13 protein-coding genes are annotated in these 17,570 nt (G+C 43.9%); 2 read left to right on the top strand and 11 right to left on the bottom strand.

The window, feature by feature from the left end; all coding sequences use genetic code 11:
- Nucleotides 1-9 precede the first annotated feature (9 nt).
- The 8 genes from ACQY73_RS26425 to ACQY73_RS26390 form a co-directional block, all read right to left on the bottom strand.
- Nucleotides 10-3,165, bottom strand: a complete 3,156-nt coding sequence (locus ACQY73_RS26425; RefSeq protein ID WP_428656922.1) for a SusC/RagA family TonB-linked outer membrane protein — start codon at nt 3,163-3,165, stop codon at nt 10-12.
- Between the two features lie 357 nt (nt 3,166-3,522).
- A complete protein-coding gene (locus ACQY73_RS26420; RefSeq protein ID WP_428656920.1) occupies nt 3,523-6,291 on the bottom strand; it encodes a family 78 glycoside hydrolase catalytic domain in 2,769 nt (922 codons plus the stop codon).
- A 79-nt stretch (nt 6,292-6,370) separates the two neighbouring features.
- Nucleotides 6,371-6,865, bottom strand: a complete 495-nt coding sequence (locus tag ACQY73_RS26415) for a DUF6169 family protein (protein WP_428656918.1) — start codon at nt 6,863-6,865, stop codon at nt 6,371-6,373.
- Nucleotides 6,865-7,044, bottom strand: coding sequence for a hypothetical protein (locus ACQY73_RS26410; protein ID WP_428656915.1), 180 nt, complete (start codon nt 7,042-7,044; stop codon nt 6,865-6,867). The genes ACQY73_RS26415 and ACQY73_RS26410 overlap by 1 nt, the downstream gene beginning before the upstream one ends.
- 65 nt (nt 7,045-7,109) lie before the next feature.
- Complete coding sequence (locus tag ACQY73_RS26405) at nt 7,110-7,958, bottom strand: flavin reductase family protein (RefSeq protein ID WP_428656912.1); 849 nt, start codon at nt 7,956-7,958, stop codon at nt 7,110-7,112.
- A 9-nt stretch (nt 7,959-7,967) separates the two neighbouring features.
- Nucleotides 7,968-9,209 (bottom strand): fumarylacetoacetase, encoded by a 1,242-nt coding sequence (gene fahA, locus ACQY73_RS26400; protein WP_428656909.1) that lies wholly within the window; start codon nt 9,207-9,209, stop codon nt 7,968-7,970.
- Nucleotides 9,210-9,272: 63 nt separating this feature from the next.
- The gene (locus ACQY73_RS26395) at nt 9,273-10,430 is read right to left on the bottom strand and encodes a homogentisate 1,2-dioxygenase (protein WP_428656906.1); all 1,158 of its coding nucleotides are present in this window, start codon (nt 10,428-10,430) and stop codon (nt 9,273-9,275) included.
- 149 nt (nt 10,431-10,579) lie between these two features.
- On the bottom strand, nt 10,580-10,960 hold the full coding sequence (locus ACQY73_RS26390) for a hypothetical protein (protein ID WP_428656904.1): 381 nt from the start codon (nt 10,958-10,960) through the stop codon (nt 10,580-10,582).
- A 73-nt stretch (nt 10,961-11,033) separates the two neighbouring features.
- On the opposite strand from ACQY73_RS26390, the gene ACQY73_RS26385 reads away from it, so the two are divergent.
- On the top strand, nt 11,034-12,017 hold the full coding sequence (locus tag ACQY73_RS26385) for a helix-turn-helix domain-containing protein (RefSeq protein ID WP_428656901.1): 984 nt from the start codon (nt 11,034-11,036) through the stop codon (nt 12,015-12,017).
- 8 nt (nt 12,018-12,025) lie between these two features.
- On the opposite strand, the gene ACQY73_RS26380 is transcribed toward ACQY73_RS26385, so the two are convergent.
- A complete protein-coding gene (locus ACQY73_RS26380; protein ID WP_428656898.1) occupies nt 12,026-12,475 on the bottom strand; it encodes a nuclear transport factor 2 family protein in 450 nt (149 codons plus the stop codon).
- A gap of 135 nt (nt 12,476-12,610) precedes the next feature.
- Nucleotides 12,611-12,970, bottom strand: coding sequence for a cupin domain-containing protein (locus ACQY73_RS26375; protein ID WP_428656896.1), 360 nt, complete (start codon nt 12,968-12,970; stop codon nt 12,611-12,613).
- A 73-nt stretch (nt 12,971-13,043) separates the two neighbouring features.
- Here ACQY73_RS26375 and ACQY73_RS26370 point away from each other — a divergent pair, with 73 nt between their 5' ends.
- Nucleotides 13,044-15,551 (top strand): glutaminase domain-containing protein, encoded by a 2,508-nt coding sequence (locus ACQY73_RS26370; protein WP_428656893.1) that lies wholly within the window; start codon nt 13,044-13,046, stop codon nt 15,549-15,551.
- A 151-nt stretch (nt 15,552-15,702) separates the two neighbouring features.
- Here the strand turns inward: ACQY73_RS26370 and ACQY73_RS26365 are convergent, their stop codons facing one another.
- Nucleotides 15,703-17,511, bottom strand: coding sequence for a hypothetical protein (locus tag ACQY73_RS26365; protein WP_428656891.1), 1,809 nt, complete (start codon nt 17,509-17,511; stop codon nt 15,703-15,705).
- Between the last annotated feature and the right edge of the window lie 59 nt (nt 17,512-17,570).

Raw genomic sequence — 17,570 nt, 5'->3', positions numbered from 1 at the left:
TTGTTGATGTTAAAGTGAAAATGAAATACCCATTACCACAGCTTTGGCAGAACTATACACGTTGCCGGTTGTACCGGAAAAGTTTTGCTGTACGTTCATACCGCTCCGGCGAGACTTTATAAAGAAGTTCTCACCACTGACATAAACTTGAGCGTTTTCCAAATAGAGTTTCTGAGCAATCAGTTTGGGTAAAGTATACGAAAGCGTTACAGTACGGATATTGAGATAGCTTGCATCGATCAACCAGCGGTCAGAATCGGCATTGAAATCAGTAGTACGACCGGCATCCATTCTTGGTACATCGGTAACGTCACCCGGTTTTTGCCATCTTCTCAAGATATCAACGTGCTTGGCATTATGATAACCGGAGCCCATCAAACTTTGGTAGGCGCCATCGTAAATTTTGCCGCCGATTTGATAGACGATCAACGCCGACAATGAGAAACCTTTGAATCTGAGGGTATTGGTAAAACCTCCCGTTGCTTTAGGGATAGAAGTACCGTTGTAATGATAGCGTGCGTTGTTAACGTTTGTAGTTACAGTATCACCCTTTTCGGTAACGAAAGAATTGGCCGTCTGAAAAGCGGAAGCTCTGTAAAGTACTTCCCCCGTAGCCGAGCTTATGCCCATATACTCTCTCAACCAAAAATCATAAATAGAACTGCCTTCTGTCAATTTTTTAGTTCCGTCAATGATCTCCTTACTCTCGTCAGGCATCTTGGTGATCTTGTTTTTCAGGCTGGTCACATTCAAATTAATGTTCCAGCTAAAGTCTTTCGTTTGAACCGGAGTAGCATTTAATTCAAACTCAACACCTTTGTTATACATTGTACCAATGTTTCTGGTTACGGTAGCAATACCGGCCGACAATGGTAAAGGAACGTCAAATATCAGGTTGGACGAGCGACGATCAAAATATTCAATAGTACCTGATATACGATTTTTCAAAAGACCAAACTCCAAAGCTACGTCGAACGCATTGCTGGATTCCCACTCAAGGCCACTGTTTCCTAAACTTAATTGAAGGATACCCGCTTCTGTAGCATTATTACGACCCAACTCAAAAAGCGGTTGCCATGCATAGTTGCTGATACCGCCGTCGTTACCTGTTTGGCCATACGAAGCTCTCAATTTCATCATGCTGATGACAGGAACCGCTTTCAGGAAGTTTTCCTGATCGATACGCCATGCACCGCTGGCCGAGTAAAAAGTACCCCAACGAACATCTTTGTAGAACTTACTTGAACCATCTCTGCGCGCTGAAAACGACAGGAAGTATTTTTGGTTGTAGTCGTAGTTGATACGTGAGAAAAAGCCTTCCACTCTACGTCTGTTGTATTGCGAATTAAGGTTGGTCGTAGTAGTAAAGTTTACCAATTCATAATTCCCGTCCACAACTTGTTGTGATCTTGAACCCTCCAGAATATTGTCGGTATAGTTATAATTTTCATGACCTACCAATACTTCAACGCCATGAGAGCCAAATGTCTTGCTGTAATTCAACAATTGGGACAGGTTGTAGCTTGTTATATTCTGAAAATCGTGGGAAGCTCTACCGGCAGGGGCGCCATCGCCGATTTCAGGGTTTCCAAAAGTTACATCGTTCAGGTTTGTAATGTCAGTACCCACATTGGCTGTAAACTTAAAGTTTTTCAGGAATGTGATTTCGGCAAAACCCCGACCGCCCAATACATTTCTACGGAAGTAATTTTGGTTAAGGATCGTTTCGGCAATTGCATGACGTCCACCGTTTTGAGGTCTGCTTGGAAGACCAAGAGCCGACAAATTACCATAATCCCATCTTCTTTGTCCGTTTTCAAGCGTCAGGAATGAGCCTGGGTTAGCAGGGTCATACGCATAAACAGGATAGATCGGAGCCATTCCTCTGGAGAAAAAGAAGGGGTTTACAAATGTAGTTCCACCATTGGCAGGAACATCGGCCTGATTGGACTTAGTGATCGTAGCTGAAATATTGGCTCCCGTTCTGAACCAAGGTTTCATTTGGCTGTTGACGTTCAAACGTGCCGTATAACGCTCATAATCAGAACGAATCAAAAATCCTTTGTCACTCAAATACGACAATGAAAGAAAATAATCTGAGTTAGTGTTGGAACCTGAGAAGTTAAGGCCTATTTCATCCCGATTTCCCTGGCGCATCAACGGTTTTTCCCAATTCAAATCATCGGCGCTGTAAATTAATTTTGCGTTTGGATTCAATTTTCCGTCGGTACCAACCAACTGCGCAAAGGGAACGTCATATACATTATAACCAACAAGGGCTCCCAGACCGGCAGAAGCATCGGCGCTGGCCTTATTGATCTCTACAGGGTTGGCGGCTCTATACGCAAAGTTGTTACGGTTAGCTTCCCACATCAATGGATAATAATCAGCCGGCCCAACGCGATCGTACTCAGGCAAAGCCCTGGTACTGAAACCTTTGGTGTATTTTGCGCTGATGGTATTTTTACCTTTTACTCCTTTTTTAGTGGTGATCATCACCACACCATTGGCCGCCCTGGCTCCGTAAAGCGCCGTAGAAGCCGCATCTTTAAGAATCGTAATGCTCTCAATGTCATCGGTGCTGATGTTGGCGATGCTGGCACTGTAAGGGATTCCATCCACTACATACAATGGATCATTTGAAGAAGAAATAGAGCCAAAACCTCTGATACGAATATCAGGAGCGTTGCCCGGCTGTCCGCTACCTGCGGTGGCCTGCACACCCGCAGAAGACCCTGCCAGTGCCTGAGCAACGTTGGTAATAGGCCGAGGTCCCAGTTTTTCTGCATCAATTTTAGCCGCAGAACCCGTAAATGAGGCTTTTTTAGCTGTACCAAAGGTAGTGATAACGACCTCATCCAGACTGGCCGCATCAGGAAGCAGTTTTACGGTGAAAGTAGTTTGGTTACCTACCGCAATTTCTTGGGCCGTAAATCCAACGTAGCTGAACAATAAACGGGCATTGGCAGGAACATTAATTTTAAAATTCCCTTCTCCATCGGTGTTAGTTCCGCGAGTGGTACCTTTCACAATTACGCTCACGCCCGGTAAGGCAGAACCATCGTCGGCGGTTACTTTCCCTGAAATTGATTTGTCTTGGGCAAGTACGGATGTACCTACCATCCCCCCCCAAAGGAGGAGAAACAGCAGTAAAGCTTTTCTCATAATGATTTAGTTAGTTGATAAAGTGTAACAGGAATGGATTTTTTTGGTGTGAAAATCCTTGCAATTTTAATGAATAAAACTCAATACCTTATTTTTTTGTTCATTTTTTTGAAAATTTAGGTACGTTTTTTGCTAAATATAATTTTTTCAGTTTTTAAAACTTCAAAAAATTATATTTAAAATAGTTTTTATTTTAAATATCTATTTTTTCCAAAATTGAAAATATTATAAAACAGACTTGGCTGACAATGCTTCCTTATGGCGATAACCCTAAAATGCCGGGTATTCCTCAGATTGAAAAATACCCGGCATTTTTTGGAGCGGACAATCCTGTTTTGAATACCCAAGTGCTCATCTTTATCTCTCCATCTCAGAAGTAAAAGAATAAGTCCCTGACCCGACTGCAAAAACGGCAAAGTTATTCTCGTATTTTATAAACCGTAATGCAACCGTATCGACAATGAGTTGCCCGTTTTCGGTGATGCTGCTTTTGTTTTTGGCAGGCAACCAAATTTCGGCTGTTGTGTTGGCGGGAATGGAAACTGTTAGTATAAAATGCCCGTTTTCAGTCTTCCATTCACTTCCTATTTTTCCTCTTACGGAGTTATAACTGCCTTTAACCCAGGTGAGATCGGCGGTTGGCTGCGGTTTGATCAGTATTTTTCGGAAGCCTGCTTCGGCAGCATTGATCCCTAACAGAGAACGATAAAACCATTCTGTGACCGAGCCAAACATGGGATGATTTTGAGACGGTGCATTGTCAGGATACTTCCATGTTTCCCAAAGTGTTGTAGCACCTTTGTCAAGCATGTACCCCCAACTTGGATAATCCCGTTGGTTAGCCACACGGTAGGCCAGATCATTTCGCTTTTGCAGACGCATCACATCAAAAAACATTTTTGTCGAGAAAATCCCCGTTGATACATGCCATCGGTGCCGCTCCAATTCGGCAATAAGCGCATTCAATGAGGCTTCTTTTTCGGGCGTGAAATCATACCAAAGTGCAAATAGCTGGGCAGCTTGCGTACCGTTGTCAAAGCGACCTGTACCGGGAATCAGGTATTTACGAATAATTGCACTTTTGACAGTTTGCGCTACTTTGGCGTATTGCGTAGAATCTATTTTTTTACCCAAAAGACCGGCAAATTCGGCCGCCAATTGCAAGTGATGATAATAAAACGCCGAGGCAGTAAAAGCTTCCGGTTTAGGGTCAATGGCTTCGTGGTCGCTGATGTCCCAATGAAACAGATTTTGGTCGGCTTTACTGCGCAAAAACGCGATTTGGCGCACCAACGCAGGATAACTTTCTTCCAAAACGCGCAGATCTCCGTAAAACTCGTACAATTGTTTTTGCAAAAATGGGAAGGCTAACTGCCAACCTAAAGGCCCGGATTTGTCACCCAACCCTCGGTCATCAATGCCCGTATTTGGGGCTATTTCGGTCATTCCTCCTTCAGGACGTTGGTCATTGATAAAATCGCGTACGGCTTTACGGTAAAAATTGGCCATGTCAAAATGGTACATAAAAGCTTCGGTAGTTACGACCATATCAGCTCCATAGCCCATTTTTTCCCTGCCCGGACAGTCGGATTGTACACTGAAAACGTTACTCAAAAAAGTCCATTGAGCGGTTTTATCCAATTGATTGAACATGGCATTGGAGCAACTGAATTCACCATTCGAAGCTAAGTCGCTGTTCATGCGTAAGCCTTCCAATAGCTGGAGCGTTGGCTTTTGCGTAAGCCCCGTCACTTCTACATATCGAAATCCGTGAAAAGTAAAACGCGGTGCCCACGTTTCAATCCCCTGTCCTTTTAAGATGTAACTATCTTCCTGCCAAGCGGTTGGTGGAGCACCCGGCCCGCCCTTAAGGTTCCATATCTGTTTGATTTGTCCCGCCACGGTCGTTAGGTAATTCAACGTTCCGTCGGGATGGACATCTTCACCATAACGCAATGTAATTTTAGTACCTGCCGCGCCCTGAACGTTGATGCGGGCAACGCCTGCAAAATTTTGCCCCAGATCGAAAAGATACACTCCCGTTTTAGGTTCAGTGATACGCACCGGTTTCACAACGGCCGTCACTCGAATCGGAGGTTGCATCTGCACAGATAATTCGCCGTCAGGGCCATTTGTAACAACGGCATTTTTCCAATTTGTCAGTTTAGCCTCAGGGCTGAGCCACTCTGTCTGCTCCAAACGAGCATCATACTGTTCGCCCAAATACACATTGTTACGCACAACGGGGCCGGGAGCTGTTTGCCAATATTCATCGGTCTTGATGCGTTCCGTTGTACCATCCGTATACACTATTCGAAGTTCGGCCTTCACACACGGCCGACCGGTTTGCTGCACATCGCGCAGATTAAAGCGACCGAACAACCGCAGCGGAAGCGGATTGTACCAGCCATTGCCGAGCATTATTCCGGCAACATTATTACCGGAACGTACCAACGCAGTAATGTCATGCACTACATACAAAGCCTGTTTTCGGTGGGCTGTCCAACCGGGATCAAGTACATTATTACCGATTTTTTGGCCGTTCAGATAAGCTTCATAATAGCCTAAACCACAGATGTATAGGCGAGCAGAGGCTACTTTTTTATTCGTTTTAAACGTACGACGAAAAAGCGGCATCGGGTCATTTTGATAAAAATCTTCGTCGCGATCAAACTGTTTACTACCATCACCGATCCATTTTGCCTGCCGGTCAGCCAAGGTAAGCATGGCCGTTTCAAACCATGCCGGTTGGCTCCACGCAGAGGCTTCACCGTTGGCATCATATACCCGAACCCGCCAATAATAACGCGTAAAAGATTGCAGTGCCTGACCGTTGTATTCAATATGAAGGCTTTGATCTGTGGTTACTTTACCGCTGTTCCATACAGCACCTTTGCCTTGGGAGATTTCTTTGAGATTTTTACTTACAATAAGCTCATACGCCGTTTGTCGCTGATTTCTTATTGAAGCTGTTAGCGTCCAACTTAAGCGTGGTTTGGGAGTATCAATGCCAAGAGGATTATCAATATATTCGCAGGTAAGCCGGTCCGGCTGCAAAGGAGAAACCGCCATGACCGACACCGAATGTATTATAAATAGAAAAGCGGAGGCAAAAAGGGCTTTCAAACGAGTACAGATTTAATTTTACCTTGGTAAAAGGCGCTGACTCGTAATAACTATTCATAGTTTGTCTTAGGTAACTGATCTATTTATCAGGTCCATAATTATTGGCAAGTAATTTAAACTCTGTTATAATCTCCTGAAGATAAGGGTGGTCCCAGCGAAAAATAAGAGAAAGATAGTGGGTGACATCCGTATCCGGAATCTGAGCATCTATCTTTAGAAATTGGCTGTCGTTAAATTCTCTAAACCAACCATCAAATTTTTTAGCTCGTGCTGTGTGTTTGAAATCTGCTGTTTCACAGAGATATAGTAATATTCTTTCCTGTTGATGACTAAAAAAATCTTTACAGATTGCGGCAACTGTTATTGGGATCAAAATATCCGGAGGAACTTTAGTAACAGGAGTTTTTATCCTTTCTATCACTAATTCATAAATTTGATCAGCAATTTCTGCTTTATTTTCAAACAGATAAGGAGTAGCTTTAAATCTTACTTCATAAAAAACACTGTGAGCAGTACGAAAAACATATCGAAGGTTATCATGTTCCAGTACTGCAAAATCATACTCTTTCCTCATTAAGCTGATGTTTCTTTACTTCTCTTTTCCAATTCAATTACTACTTTTTGAATTTGTGGATCAGTGGCAAATTCTTCCTGCATTTGACGCTGTATTTCACGTTTTTCAGCTGCCAATCTACGCACAAGCATCAAACCCTTAGATGGCATTTTTGAAGAAGTATTTTCAGCCGTTTTCATTGCTTTACTAAAATTGTTAGTTTCAAAAATAATGATTTGCCTTCTTAAAAACAATAATATACATTTTATCCCTGCGCCAACAACGCCAGCCAAGCATCTTTTAGCCTTCCTTCGTGAAGAAACTGTTTTGCCAACAGAATAAAATCTCCCCCTAAATTATTACTCTTAAAGCCTTCTATTTCAAACAATTGAGGCAATTGTTCAATATTCCCCAATCGTCCTAAGTCATTCTTGGAAAATGCCGGATTGGATTTGATAAAGTCAGGAATGTTGTCTACGCCAATGCCTCTTTGAGTGCTTGGCTTGGGAATTTCGAACAGCGCCTCTCCCGATGCGCGTGCGTACCAATCGCCGCCCATGCGGGCTACCCAGTCGGTTTTGCGTTGGTCAATGCGCCCGTTCTCGTCCAGAATATCTTCTGAAAAGTGTGCTAACAACACTTCGCAGATCACTAAATTGGCCGCGCCGCCTTCTTCGCCCAATGAAATAATTTGCTTTACCTTACATTCAAAAACCGCCTTCGATTCTCCTACGCGCGGCGGCTTTACCACTTGTGAAGGCACTTCCGTAAATCCTGCTTTTACAAACTCATTCGTTCCTCGTGGATATTCACAACTCGCTAACGACATTTGCTCTACCATGGCATAATCGACCATATTGATCACAACTTCGTCCACTTCCTGCACATTTTCGAAGGTGTGTTTATTGGTAGCGTCGCGCACGCGGCGATTGGGTGAAAAAATGAGCGTAGGAGGTTTTGTACCAAACAAATTGAAAAAACTGAAAGGACTTAAGTTAACATTTCCGTCTTTGTCAACCGTACTGGCAAAGGCAATCGGGCGCGGGGCCACCGCTCCCTGCAAATAATGATGAATGACCGGAACAGGAACGTCCTGTGGATTGATAGTAAGCATGACACTTTTTTATTTGGCCGGCAAGATAGTCGTTTTTACTTCTCCAAACCCGACTCTGATTTCTCCTTTTTGAGCAAATCCACGAATAATGATCGTGTCATAATCTTCCACAAACTTCCGTACCGAGCCATCCGGAAAGGTAATGGGATTTTTGCCGCCCCAAGTCAATTCCAGTAACGACCCAAAACTGTCGGGATCTTTACCCGAAATTGTGCCTGAAGCCAGCATATCTCCTACATTCAAATTGCACCCATTTACCGTGTGATGCGCTATCTGTTGTGCCACCGTCCAATACATATTTTTGAAGTTGGAACGACAGAGAAGATATTCGGAATTCTGATTTTCTGATTTTGGCAGAAGATACACTTCTAAGGTAACATCAAAGTTTTGACGGTTTTGCCCATTTAAATACGGTAAAACTTCGGGAGCTTGCTCAGTTGCAGGCACGCGGAAAGGCTCCAGAGCCTCCGGCGTGACTACCCATGGCGAAACCGACGAAAAGAAGTTTTTCGCCAAAAAAGGCCCCAATGGCACATATTCCCATTTCTGAATATCCCGCGCCGACCAATCATTGAAAAGCACAAATCCAAAAACATGATCTTCCGCTTCATCGACCGAAATACTGTCCCCGATCTCGTTACCTGTGCCAATAATGGTCGCCATTTCCAATTCAATGTCGAGGCGTTTGGTTGGGCCGAAAATGGGCGGTTGCGTTTCATCCGGGCAGGTTTGTCCTTTGGGGCGATGGAAGTTTGTACCTGAAACATAAATGGAAGAAGCTCGTCCATGATAGGCCACCGGCAAATGTTTCCAATTAGGCAATAAAGCGTTTTGAGGATCACGGAACATGGCCCCTACATTGAAGGCATGTTGCTCACTGGAATAAAAATCAGTGTAATCGCCCACTTTGACGGGCAAATGTAAAACCGCATCTTTTTGAGGGATCAAAAAATCTGACGCATACGTTTTAAAAGGGCTGCAGGAATCTTCAAAAATTTGCTGCAAAACCTGCCTCACTCCCACTCGAACAGCTTTGCCGGTAGCCATAAAATCATTAAGAAACTCTTGTTTAAAAACACTTTTGTCGAAATCAATACCCCCAAAAGCGCCCAGATCGGCTAATTTCGGCATATCAATGATCCAAGGGCCAAGTGCTACACCAACTCTTTTAGCACTTTTTGACGTTGAAAAAATGCCAAAAGGCAAATTATAAATGGAAAAATCGGAGTTTTTATCAATGGAAATCCACATAAAGAAAAGGATTGGATGAGTACTGAAACATGAACGAAAAACGACGCTTTTAGCTTGATAATTTTACTCCAACCAACTTCGGTAATACTGCCCATCGTCAATTTTCAGCGCCTCTTCGGTGATCATTAAAGGTTTGAATGTATCGATCATGACGGCGAGTTCAATGGTTTCTTTTTTGCCGATGCTTCGTTCGTACGCGCCGGGCGCCGGGCCGTGCGGAATACCGCCCGGATGAAGCGTAATGTGTCCCTGTTCAATATTATTACGGCTCATAAAATCGCCATCCACGTAGTAGATCATCTCGTCGGAGTCAATGTTGGAATGATTGTAAGGCGCCGGAATGGCTTTGGGATGATAATCATATAAGCGCGGACAAAACGAACACACCACAAACGCACTTGTTTCAAACGTCTGATGCACAGGCGGCGGCTGATGAATACGGCCGGTAATGGGTTCAAAGTTATGAATAGAAAAACCGTAAGGGAAATTATAGCCGTCCCACCCGACCACGTCAAAAGGATGCGTAGGATAAAGCATTTCGTAGATCTTGCCTTGCTTTTTGATCTTCATTACAAAATCTCCTTTTTCATCGTGTGTTTCGAGTTCTTCGGGAAGCTTATAATCACGTTCGCAGTAAGGTGAATGTTCAAGCAACTGTCCAAACCAATTTCGGTAGCGTTTAGGCGTATAGATCGGATGAAATGATTCTGCAATGAGCAGCCGATTATCTTCTGAATCAAAGTCAATTTGGTAAATCATTCCGCGCGGAATGACCAGATAATCACCGTATTCAAAGGAAATATTTCCGAATTGAGTGCGCAATTTTCCTGAACCGCGATGAATAAATAACAGCTCATCCGCATCGGCATTTTTATAGAAATAAGTCGTCAATGAGTGTCGCGGTGCGGCCAAACTGATATGAACATCATTGTTGACCAACAACCGTATTCTACTTTCCGGATAATCATCTTTGGGCGGTACTTCGAAGCCTTTCAATAAGCGCGCTTTGATGCCTTTCTCAACCGCAATTTTGGGCGAAACATCCGTCTCGGACAAAATCTCTTTGACCATCGTAGGCCGATGAATATGGTACATTAATGACGACATTCCGTCGAAGCCGATCGTACCAAACAGTTGTTCGTAATACAGTCCTCCGTTGGGCTTCTCAAATTGCGTATGCCGCTTGGGAGGAATTTTGCCGAGTTTATGATAAATAGGCATGACTTTTCTTAGTAAGATACAAAAAAGTATGCGCTAAGTTACAAAATAAAAATGCTAAGGCAATAGTTGCCTTAGCAAATATTCAATAAAATAGAACGCTGATTATTACGATTTTTATGTTAGCTCATATCAATCAGCGTTCTGAAAACTCAGGCCATCTGTATGGATTTTAGCCCTTTTTGTTGTAAAAATGCCATAGCGGCTACCCACAGAGCCACACCACCGATAAGCAGGTCACCCCAAAACGACAGTCCAAACAGCTGAAGAGCTACGATCACAAGGCTGTCGATCACCCAAAGAATGTCCAGCACGATGACAAATTTTACCATTCCTACACGCAACGGTTGCTGACGTGATTCGAACAAAACCAATCCCGCAAAAACCAACAGAAATACCCCTACACCAACAAAAGGCAAGGTAGATGTGATGCCAAAAATATTGGCAATGGCATTTGGAAAAAGAATGAGCAAAAGTGCTGTAGCGCCCGAGCTGACGCCATTGAGAAGCAATACATTTTTTAACGTTGTCATGTTTTATCAATTGTTTAATTCGGTAGCAAATGTAGATTTGTCCTGAAACTCGCTATTGATATTTTACGACAAAATGAAATTACTCGCATTACATCTGCACAGCATCATGGAATATGCCCGGTGGAAAGGGGTGTCATTTTCCGTTATGACTCAATTGATGCAACATCCACCCCATGATTTTTTTGCGGAAGCAGCGGTTGTGAGTGAGGAAGATTTTTATGCTGTACTGGAATATGTTGTCAAAAACAATGATGACGATTCGTTGGGAATTCATTTGGGGAAGTTTCTGAATCTGAATGCGTTGGGCCTGATTTACCGAATTTCGCTCCAAGCTGCCACTGTGGAAGAGGCTTTGCATTATTTGCAAACGTATCTGAATACAACCTTTCCGATCATTGAGATTAAAACTGCCGTTAATGAAACTTCGGCAGTTATTCAACTTAACATCAATAACAATAAATCGCTGCTCAATCGCATCATTTTGGAATATGCATTAACAGTCATGAGCCGCGAACTTTCGATGATGACTGCCGAGCAGGCACAAATACGACTGTATTCTCCTTATTATCAGGTAGATTACCCTTCGCCTTGGAATCATGACCTTTCGTTTTCATTGGATTTTACAGCAACAATTTTGAAGGCCACGTTGCAGGACAAGAGCCGCCTTCAATTGGATATTTTGATTCCTGAATACCTTAAATTGCTGGAAAGTTTAAAAGCCGAGCAAAGTTTCAGTAATAAAGTAAAAATCGCTTCTCTCCACATGGCACGCCCCGAATTGCCTGATCTGGAAATGATTGCCGACGCTTTTCATCTAACTCCGCGCACGCTTCAACGCAGACTGGGCGATGAAAACGTCACTTTTCGCCAACTCACAGATGACCTCAAACGTCAGATCTCTGCGTTGCTCATTCGCCATGATCGTTTTTCAGTCTCGGATATTTCCTACGTTTTGGGCTATTCAGAACCCGCCGCTTTTATTCATTGCTTCAAAAAATGGCACGGCGATTCACCGGAAAGAGTGCGAAAAAGCTTTTCAGGTGGATGGAATAAGTAAAGTTGAATTTACCTCGCAGCCAGTTCGGGAAGATTCAGATTTCCTTCCTGATACAGCAAGTTAAATTTCAGACTCGTGGTTTTCCATTGTTCACCCAGTTTTGCCAATTCAAATTCGTAGGTTCCGTACACTTTCCATACATCGCCGCCTTCCGCATTTGGTAAGTGATGGATCGCGGAGCCTTTGCAAAAAACGTTAGCTATGCCGCCTTGAATATGAATTTCAAAATTGGAAAGGAAATGCAATGTAAAGGCAAATTTGGGCAGAAAACCACTCCATGCCGCAATGATATCATCAGCCTTAGTTGGAGCGGCAGGTTGCCCGCTCATTGAAGAGTAATCCAGCAACACTTCATCGGCCAAACTATGTCGAACGGTTTCCCATTGATGCTTATCGGAACCGTTAAAAATGGCAATGATATTTTTGGTTATCAATTGTTCAACAAGTAGTTCTTCCATGATCTTTTATTAGTTAAAACTGTAAAAAGGCAGTAAGTTCATCAACCAACATTGCAATAACGCAACGTTGATTTCTCTAAAGCGGGACTAAAATGTTATGCCAAGCTACCACTTCAACGGAGACATTCTTAAACCTCAACTGCCCAAATTGACGCGGTCGCCGTGGGATTTGGGTTCTGAAATAACCAAAAAACATAAATCCATTTCCTGCTCATTGCTGATCTGATGCGGAATTTGGTTGGGAATATGAATACTTTCATTGGCACCTACACGGTGCGTTTGGCCATCGATCAGAAATGTGGCGATACCCGACAGAATATAGAAAACCTGTTGGGTCTTTTGGTGAAAATGCAACTGCTCGGCCGTATGTGGCGGCATTCGTTCCTGAATCACACTCAGGCTATCGGACTTCAGCAGGTGCCAACCGTCGCAATTATTTCCCCACGTATAATGTTCGGCGTTTTGGACGGAAAGGGGCGTGATTGTATCTCTCATTGAGTAAAACCGGAAAATAAATGTTTTTAAAGATTGACGCGCATCTAAAAATGTCAAAATCAATCACAGAACAATGATACTCAAAAATCGAGTTTTTGCGGATTTCAGCAAAGTATTTAGCTTTTCTATTTTTTTCGCAACACTTTTCACGCTTACCCTCAATGCCCAAGATCTCCGTCCGCCGGCCTATCCGCTCATTACGCATGACCCGTATTTCAGCATCTGGTCGGAAGCCGATCGTCTGACAGACGTAGCCACCACACATTGGACGAGCAAGCCGCAGTCAATGGAAGGAATTATACGCGTGGATGGAAAATCCTATCAGTTTTTAGGTGCCACACCGATCAAATACCGATCTCTTTTACCCACAGGTGCCGATGCCAATGTATCGGTCAAATATACGTTCGACGCTCCGACCGAGGCATGGAAACAAAACAATTTTGACGATTCAAAATGGCAAACAGGACGCCTTCCTTTCGGTTCTCACGCCAACCGCTGTCACCTCTCCTGGACCAAAGGCGGCGTTTGGATCCGGCGAATATTTGATTGGGATGGAGCTGCTGATCTCAATGCGCTTCGACTTATGCTTGCTTACAACGATGAAGTGGAAGTGTTTCTCAACGGCGTTCCGGTCTTTGAACACCACAACGTAGCCGAGGATTATCGTTCGTATGTTATCCCTGCGAAGGCATTGGAAACCCTCAAAAAAGGTCAGAATATCCTGATGATCTATGCCCTTCATACCAGCGGCAACGCGTTCATTGATATGGGTTTATCGCAGGAGATCAAAGAAGCGCCACTGCCTGCCGCCGAGCAAATAAGTGCGGGACTAACGGCTACTAAAACCTTTTACAATTTCAAAGCGGGGGGAGTTAACTTAGCGCTCAGTTTTCTGTCACCACTGCTATTGAATGACCTCGAAGTAACTGCCCGCCCGGTGAGTTATGTCACGTTTGATGCTCATTCCAACGACGGCAAATCGCATGATGTACAACTATTCATGGGTCTTTCCGGCGCCATCGCCACCAACCTGCCCAATCAGGAAGTGGTAGCGCAAAGCGGCAAAGGTTCGGGTTTGCAATGGTCGTCTATCGGCACGAAAGAACAACCGATGTTGAAAACCAAAGGCGATGATGTACGCATTGATTGGGGCTATGCTTACTTAGCCGTTTCCCAAACTGCGAAAGCTCAACTTACAACCGGCAACTTCTCGGCCTTGAAAGAAAACTTTGTTAAAAGTCAAAATTCTTCCGCAAATACCTCCTCAGGAGTAGCTTCGGATCTGGCGATAAGCGCCGTTATTGATTTAGGAAAAGTGGAAAAAATCAACAAAATACAGCACGTATTAGTGGCGTACGATGATTTGTTTTCCGTGCAATATTTTGGCGAAAACTTACGTCCCTGGTGGAATCGAACGGGCAAAGTGACCGTTGAGCAACTCTTGGCCTCTGCCGAAAAAGACTACGATAAAGTCCAAACAAAATGTATAGCTTTCGACAAAACAATAGAAACGGATGCGTTGAAAGCAGGCGGCAAAGAATACGCTGACTTGTGTAAGTTAGGATATCGTCAGGCCATTGCCGCGCACAAAATAGTCGCTAAATCCAACGGCGAACTGCTGTTCTTTTCAAAGGAGAATTTCTCTAACGGCTCTATTGGAACGGTGGACGTAACCTATCCATCGGCACCTTTGTTTTTGGCGTACAATACCGAATTAATGAAAGGGATGCTGCGTCCTATTTTTGATTACAGCGAAAACGGGCAATGGACCAAACCTTTCCCCGCGCACGACGTAGGCACCTATCCACTCGCCAATGGTCAGACCTATCCTGAAGATATGCCCGTGGAAGAAGGCGGAAATATGTTATTGCTTACGGCAGCCGTGGCGGCTGCAGAAGGAAAACCGGATTTTGCAAAAAAACACTGGGTTACGCTTTCTACTTGGGTAAAATACCTCGAAAAAGACGGATTTGATCCTGCCAATCAACTTTGTACCGACGATTTTGCGGGACATTTGGCGCGCAACGCCAACCTCTCCATCAAAGCCATATTGGGAATTGCCGCTTATGGACAACTCGCTCAAAAATTAGGCGACGCTGCCACGGGCAAAAAATACCTTGCGCTGGCCCGCGATATGGCCACCCGCTGGCAGACAATGGCAGACGTAGGCGATCACTACGCCCTGACGTTTGACAAAGGCAATACATGGTCGCAGAAGTATAATATTGTTTGGGACAAACTGTTGAACCTTAACATTTTCTCAACTTCAGTAGCGGCAAAAGAAATCAAGTATTACCTCAAAATGCAGCAAAAATACGGCCTCCCACTCGACAGTCGGAAGACATATACTAAATCAGACTGGATTTTATGGACAGCGGTATTGACTAAATCTCCTGCTGACTTTCAGGCGTTTGTTTCTCCTCTTTGGAAATTTGCCAACGAAACCCAACCCCGCACACCCCTTACCGACTGGCACGAAACCACCGACGGTAAACGTGTAGGCTTCACCGCTCGCTCAGTAGTAGGCGGGTATTATATGAAGGTATTGGAAGCAAAGCTCATGAAAAACCAGACGAAGTAACGTCTTTAAAATAGGGTTACAGATCGGGACAAATCCCAAGAAAGATGACCGGTCGGGTTGTGAGCAACCCTCTGCACAGGACTGCACTGTCCGCCGCTGCTCACAACCCGACCTTTCAAATGCTCTAAAATTTATACCAATATATCCTACACTATACTTCTGCCAAAACAGGCATTTGCACATTTTTCAAGGTATATTCAAACTGATTCAATTCTTCTTTCATCTCTTCCAAATACCGTTCCGCCTCATTCCTGAGCGACGGAATGAGTTCTTTATAATACGCGATGCCTTGCAGGAGATTCGCTTGGAACAATTGCAGGTAGCGCATTTTTTTAGTTGTCAGGCTGTTCCTGTTTTTCTTCAATTCATCGTCGAAGTATTTTACGTACATCTTGAGTTCATTCACAAAAAAGTTGGAACGCTTCACCGAATTGAGCAAGTTGAGGCGACCGTAAATATGATCTACCATCTGCTGTAACGTAAATATTCCCGAAAAATACGCCAGATTTGGTCCGGGACATATCGTGACGGCTTTAAGGTTATGAGCAGGTTTGAGGCCTTCACTCAATAACATCGAAGCTCCAAGTCCCTCGCATAAACAATCCTTTTCGGTCACTTCAGCCAATTGTTGTTCATATTCTTCCGTTGAAAGGTTCCGGTCTTTCAGTTGATTGATCTTTAAATGCTGGTATTGGCGCGAAGCCGCACAAATAGGTATTTCGGTAAATTCTGTATTGGCTACCAAAAACTTCTTATAACAAGGGCTTCCGGGTCGATTTTTGGCAATACGCGCTGCCAGTTGATACTGCGCCGAGCTTTTTCGAAAATTATTGAACGGAATACCCAACGGTGACGCATAGCTCAGGTAGTAATCGTCCGGTTTGGCCGTAGCCAAAGCGTTAAGCGTACTTTCGTCCACACTTGTTGCTTCGGGAACAAGCAAAAACGGACTTCCCCAGCCGGTAGCATCTGCCTGATAATGATCCAATAAAAAGGCATTTTCGTTGGCCGTACCAATGCCTCCCTGCACTGTAATACGAAGGGCCGGCTGCGTTTCAAAAACAGCAATTCCTTTGGCGGTCAGTGCCTGATTGCACATTGTCCATAGCTCTGCTGCCAGTGCTTCACGGTTGGATTTGAACTCTTCCATAATAGGTCCCAACAAAAGACCATCCGTAGCAAACGCGTGACCTCCGCAGTTCAATCCTGATTCAATTCTGAACTCTGATACCCAAAGACCTTTTTTTGCCAGTATTTTTCCCTGCGTCAGAGCTGAGCGATAATCACTTACTTTCAGCACGATTTTCTTCTTTAAGTAACCTACGGCATCAGGGAAAAAGTCGCTGAATGAATCAATGTAACCATACAGGCGTGGATTATAACCGGCGGAAAAAACCACCGACGATTCCAGATCACTTTGTGCAAAACCCCGCAAACTAGAAAGAGCATCCGAAAATTCTTTGGGAAGCATTTCTCCGGCTTTGGTATAATTATTTCTATCCACCTTCGCCATGATATTAACGTCTATCGAACCGGCTTTGATCTCACTACGCAATTGTTGTTGCAATTGCTGTTTGGTTTCTCCTTCTTCGAGTTGCATCATTTTTTGATAAAGCACTTTGGCTGCTGAGTTCTCAGGCAGGAGTTCAAAATACTTTACAATTTCATTTCCAAGTGCAAACGGCAGGTTTCTCAGGGTTTCAACCTGCTGTTTCACAATCCGATTGACCAGATTTAGGTAAGATTGAATGCGTTTGGCGCGCCAATCTTCCACCTGAGTGGTAATTGGAATAAACGATTCATTGACCCAAGGACTGTATAACTCACGAAGGCGCTCCATTAGCTCATCTTCAATGATGGATATAACCGATGAAATCCCAAAGCGCGCTACTTTAATGGGTGTTTCCATCGTAAAACCCAAACCCATGACAGGAATATGAAAGCTATGTTGTGTTGACATATTAAGAAACGGCGTTTTAATAAATGATTTAAATGGTGGGTTGAATCTACCCGCACATC

This window comes from Runella sp. (assembly GCF_965279615.1).
Lineage (GTDB): Bacteria > Bacteroidota > Bacteroidia > Cytophagales > Spirosomataceae > Runella.
Note: the sequence above shows the minus strand (reverse complement) of the source record. Positions and strands in the feature narration are given on the sequence as shown.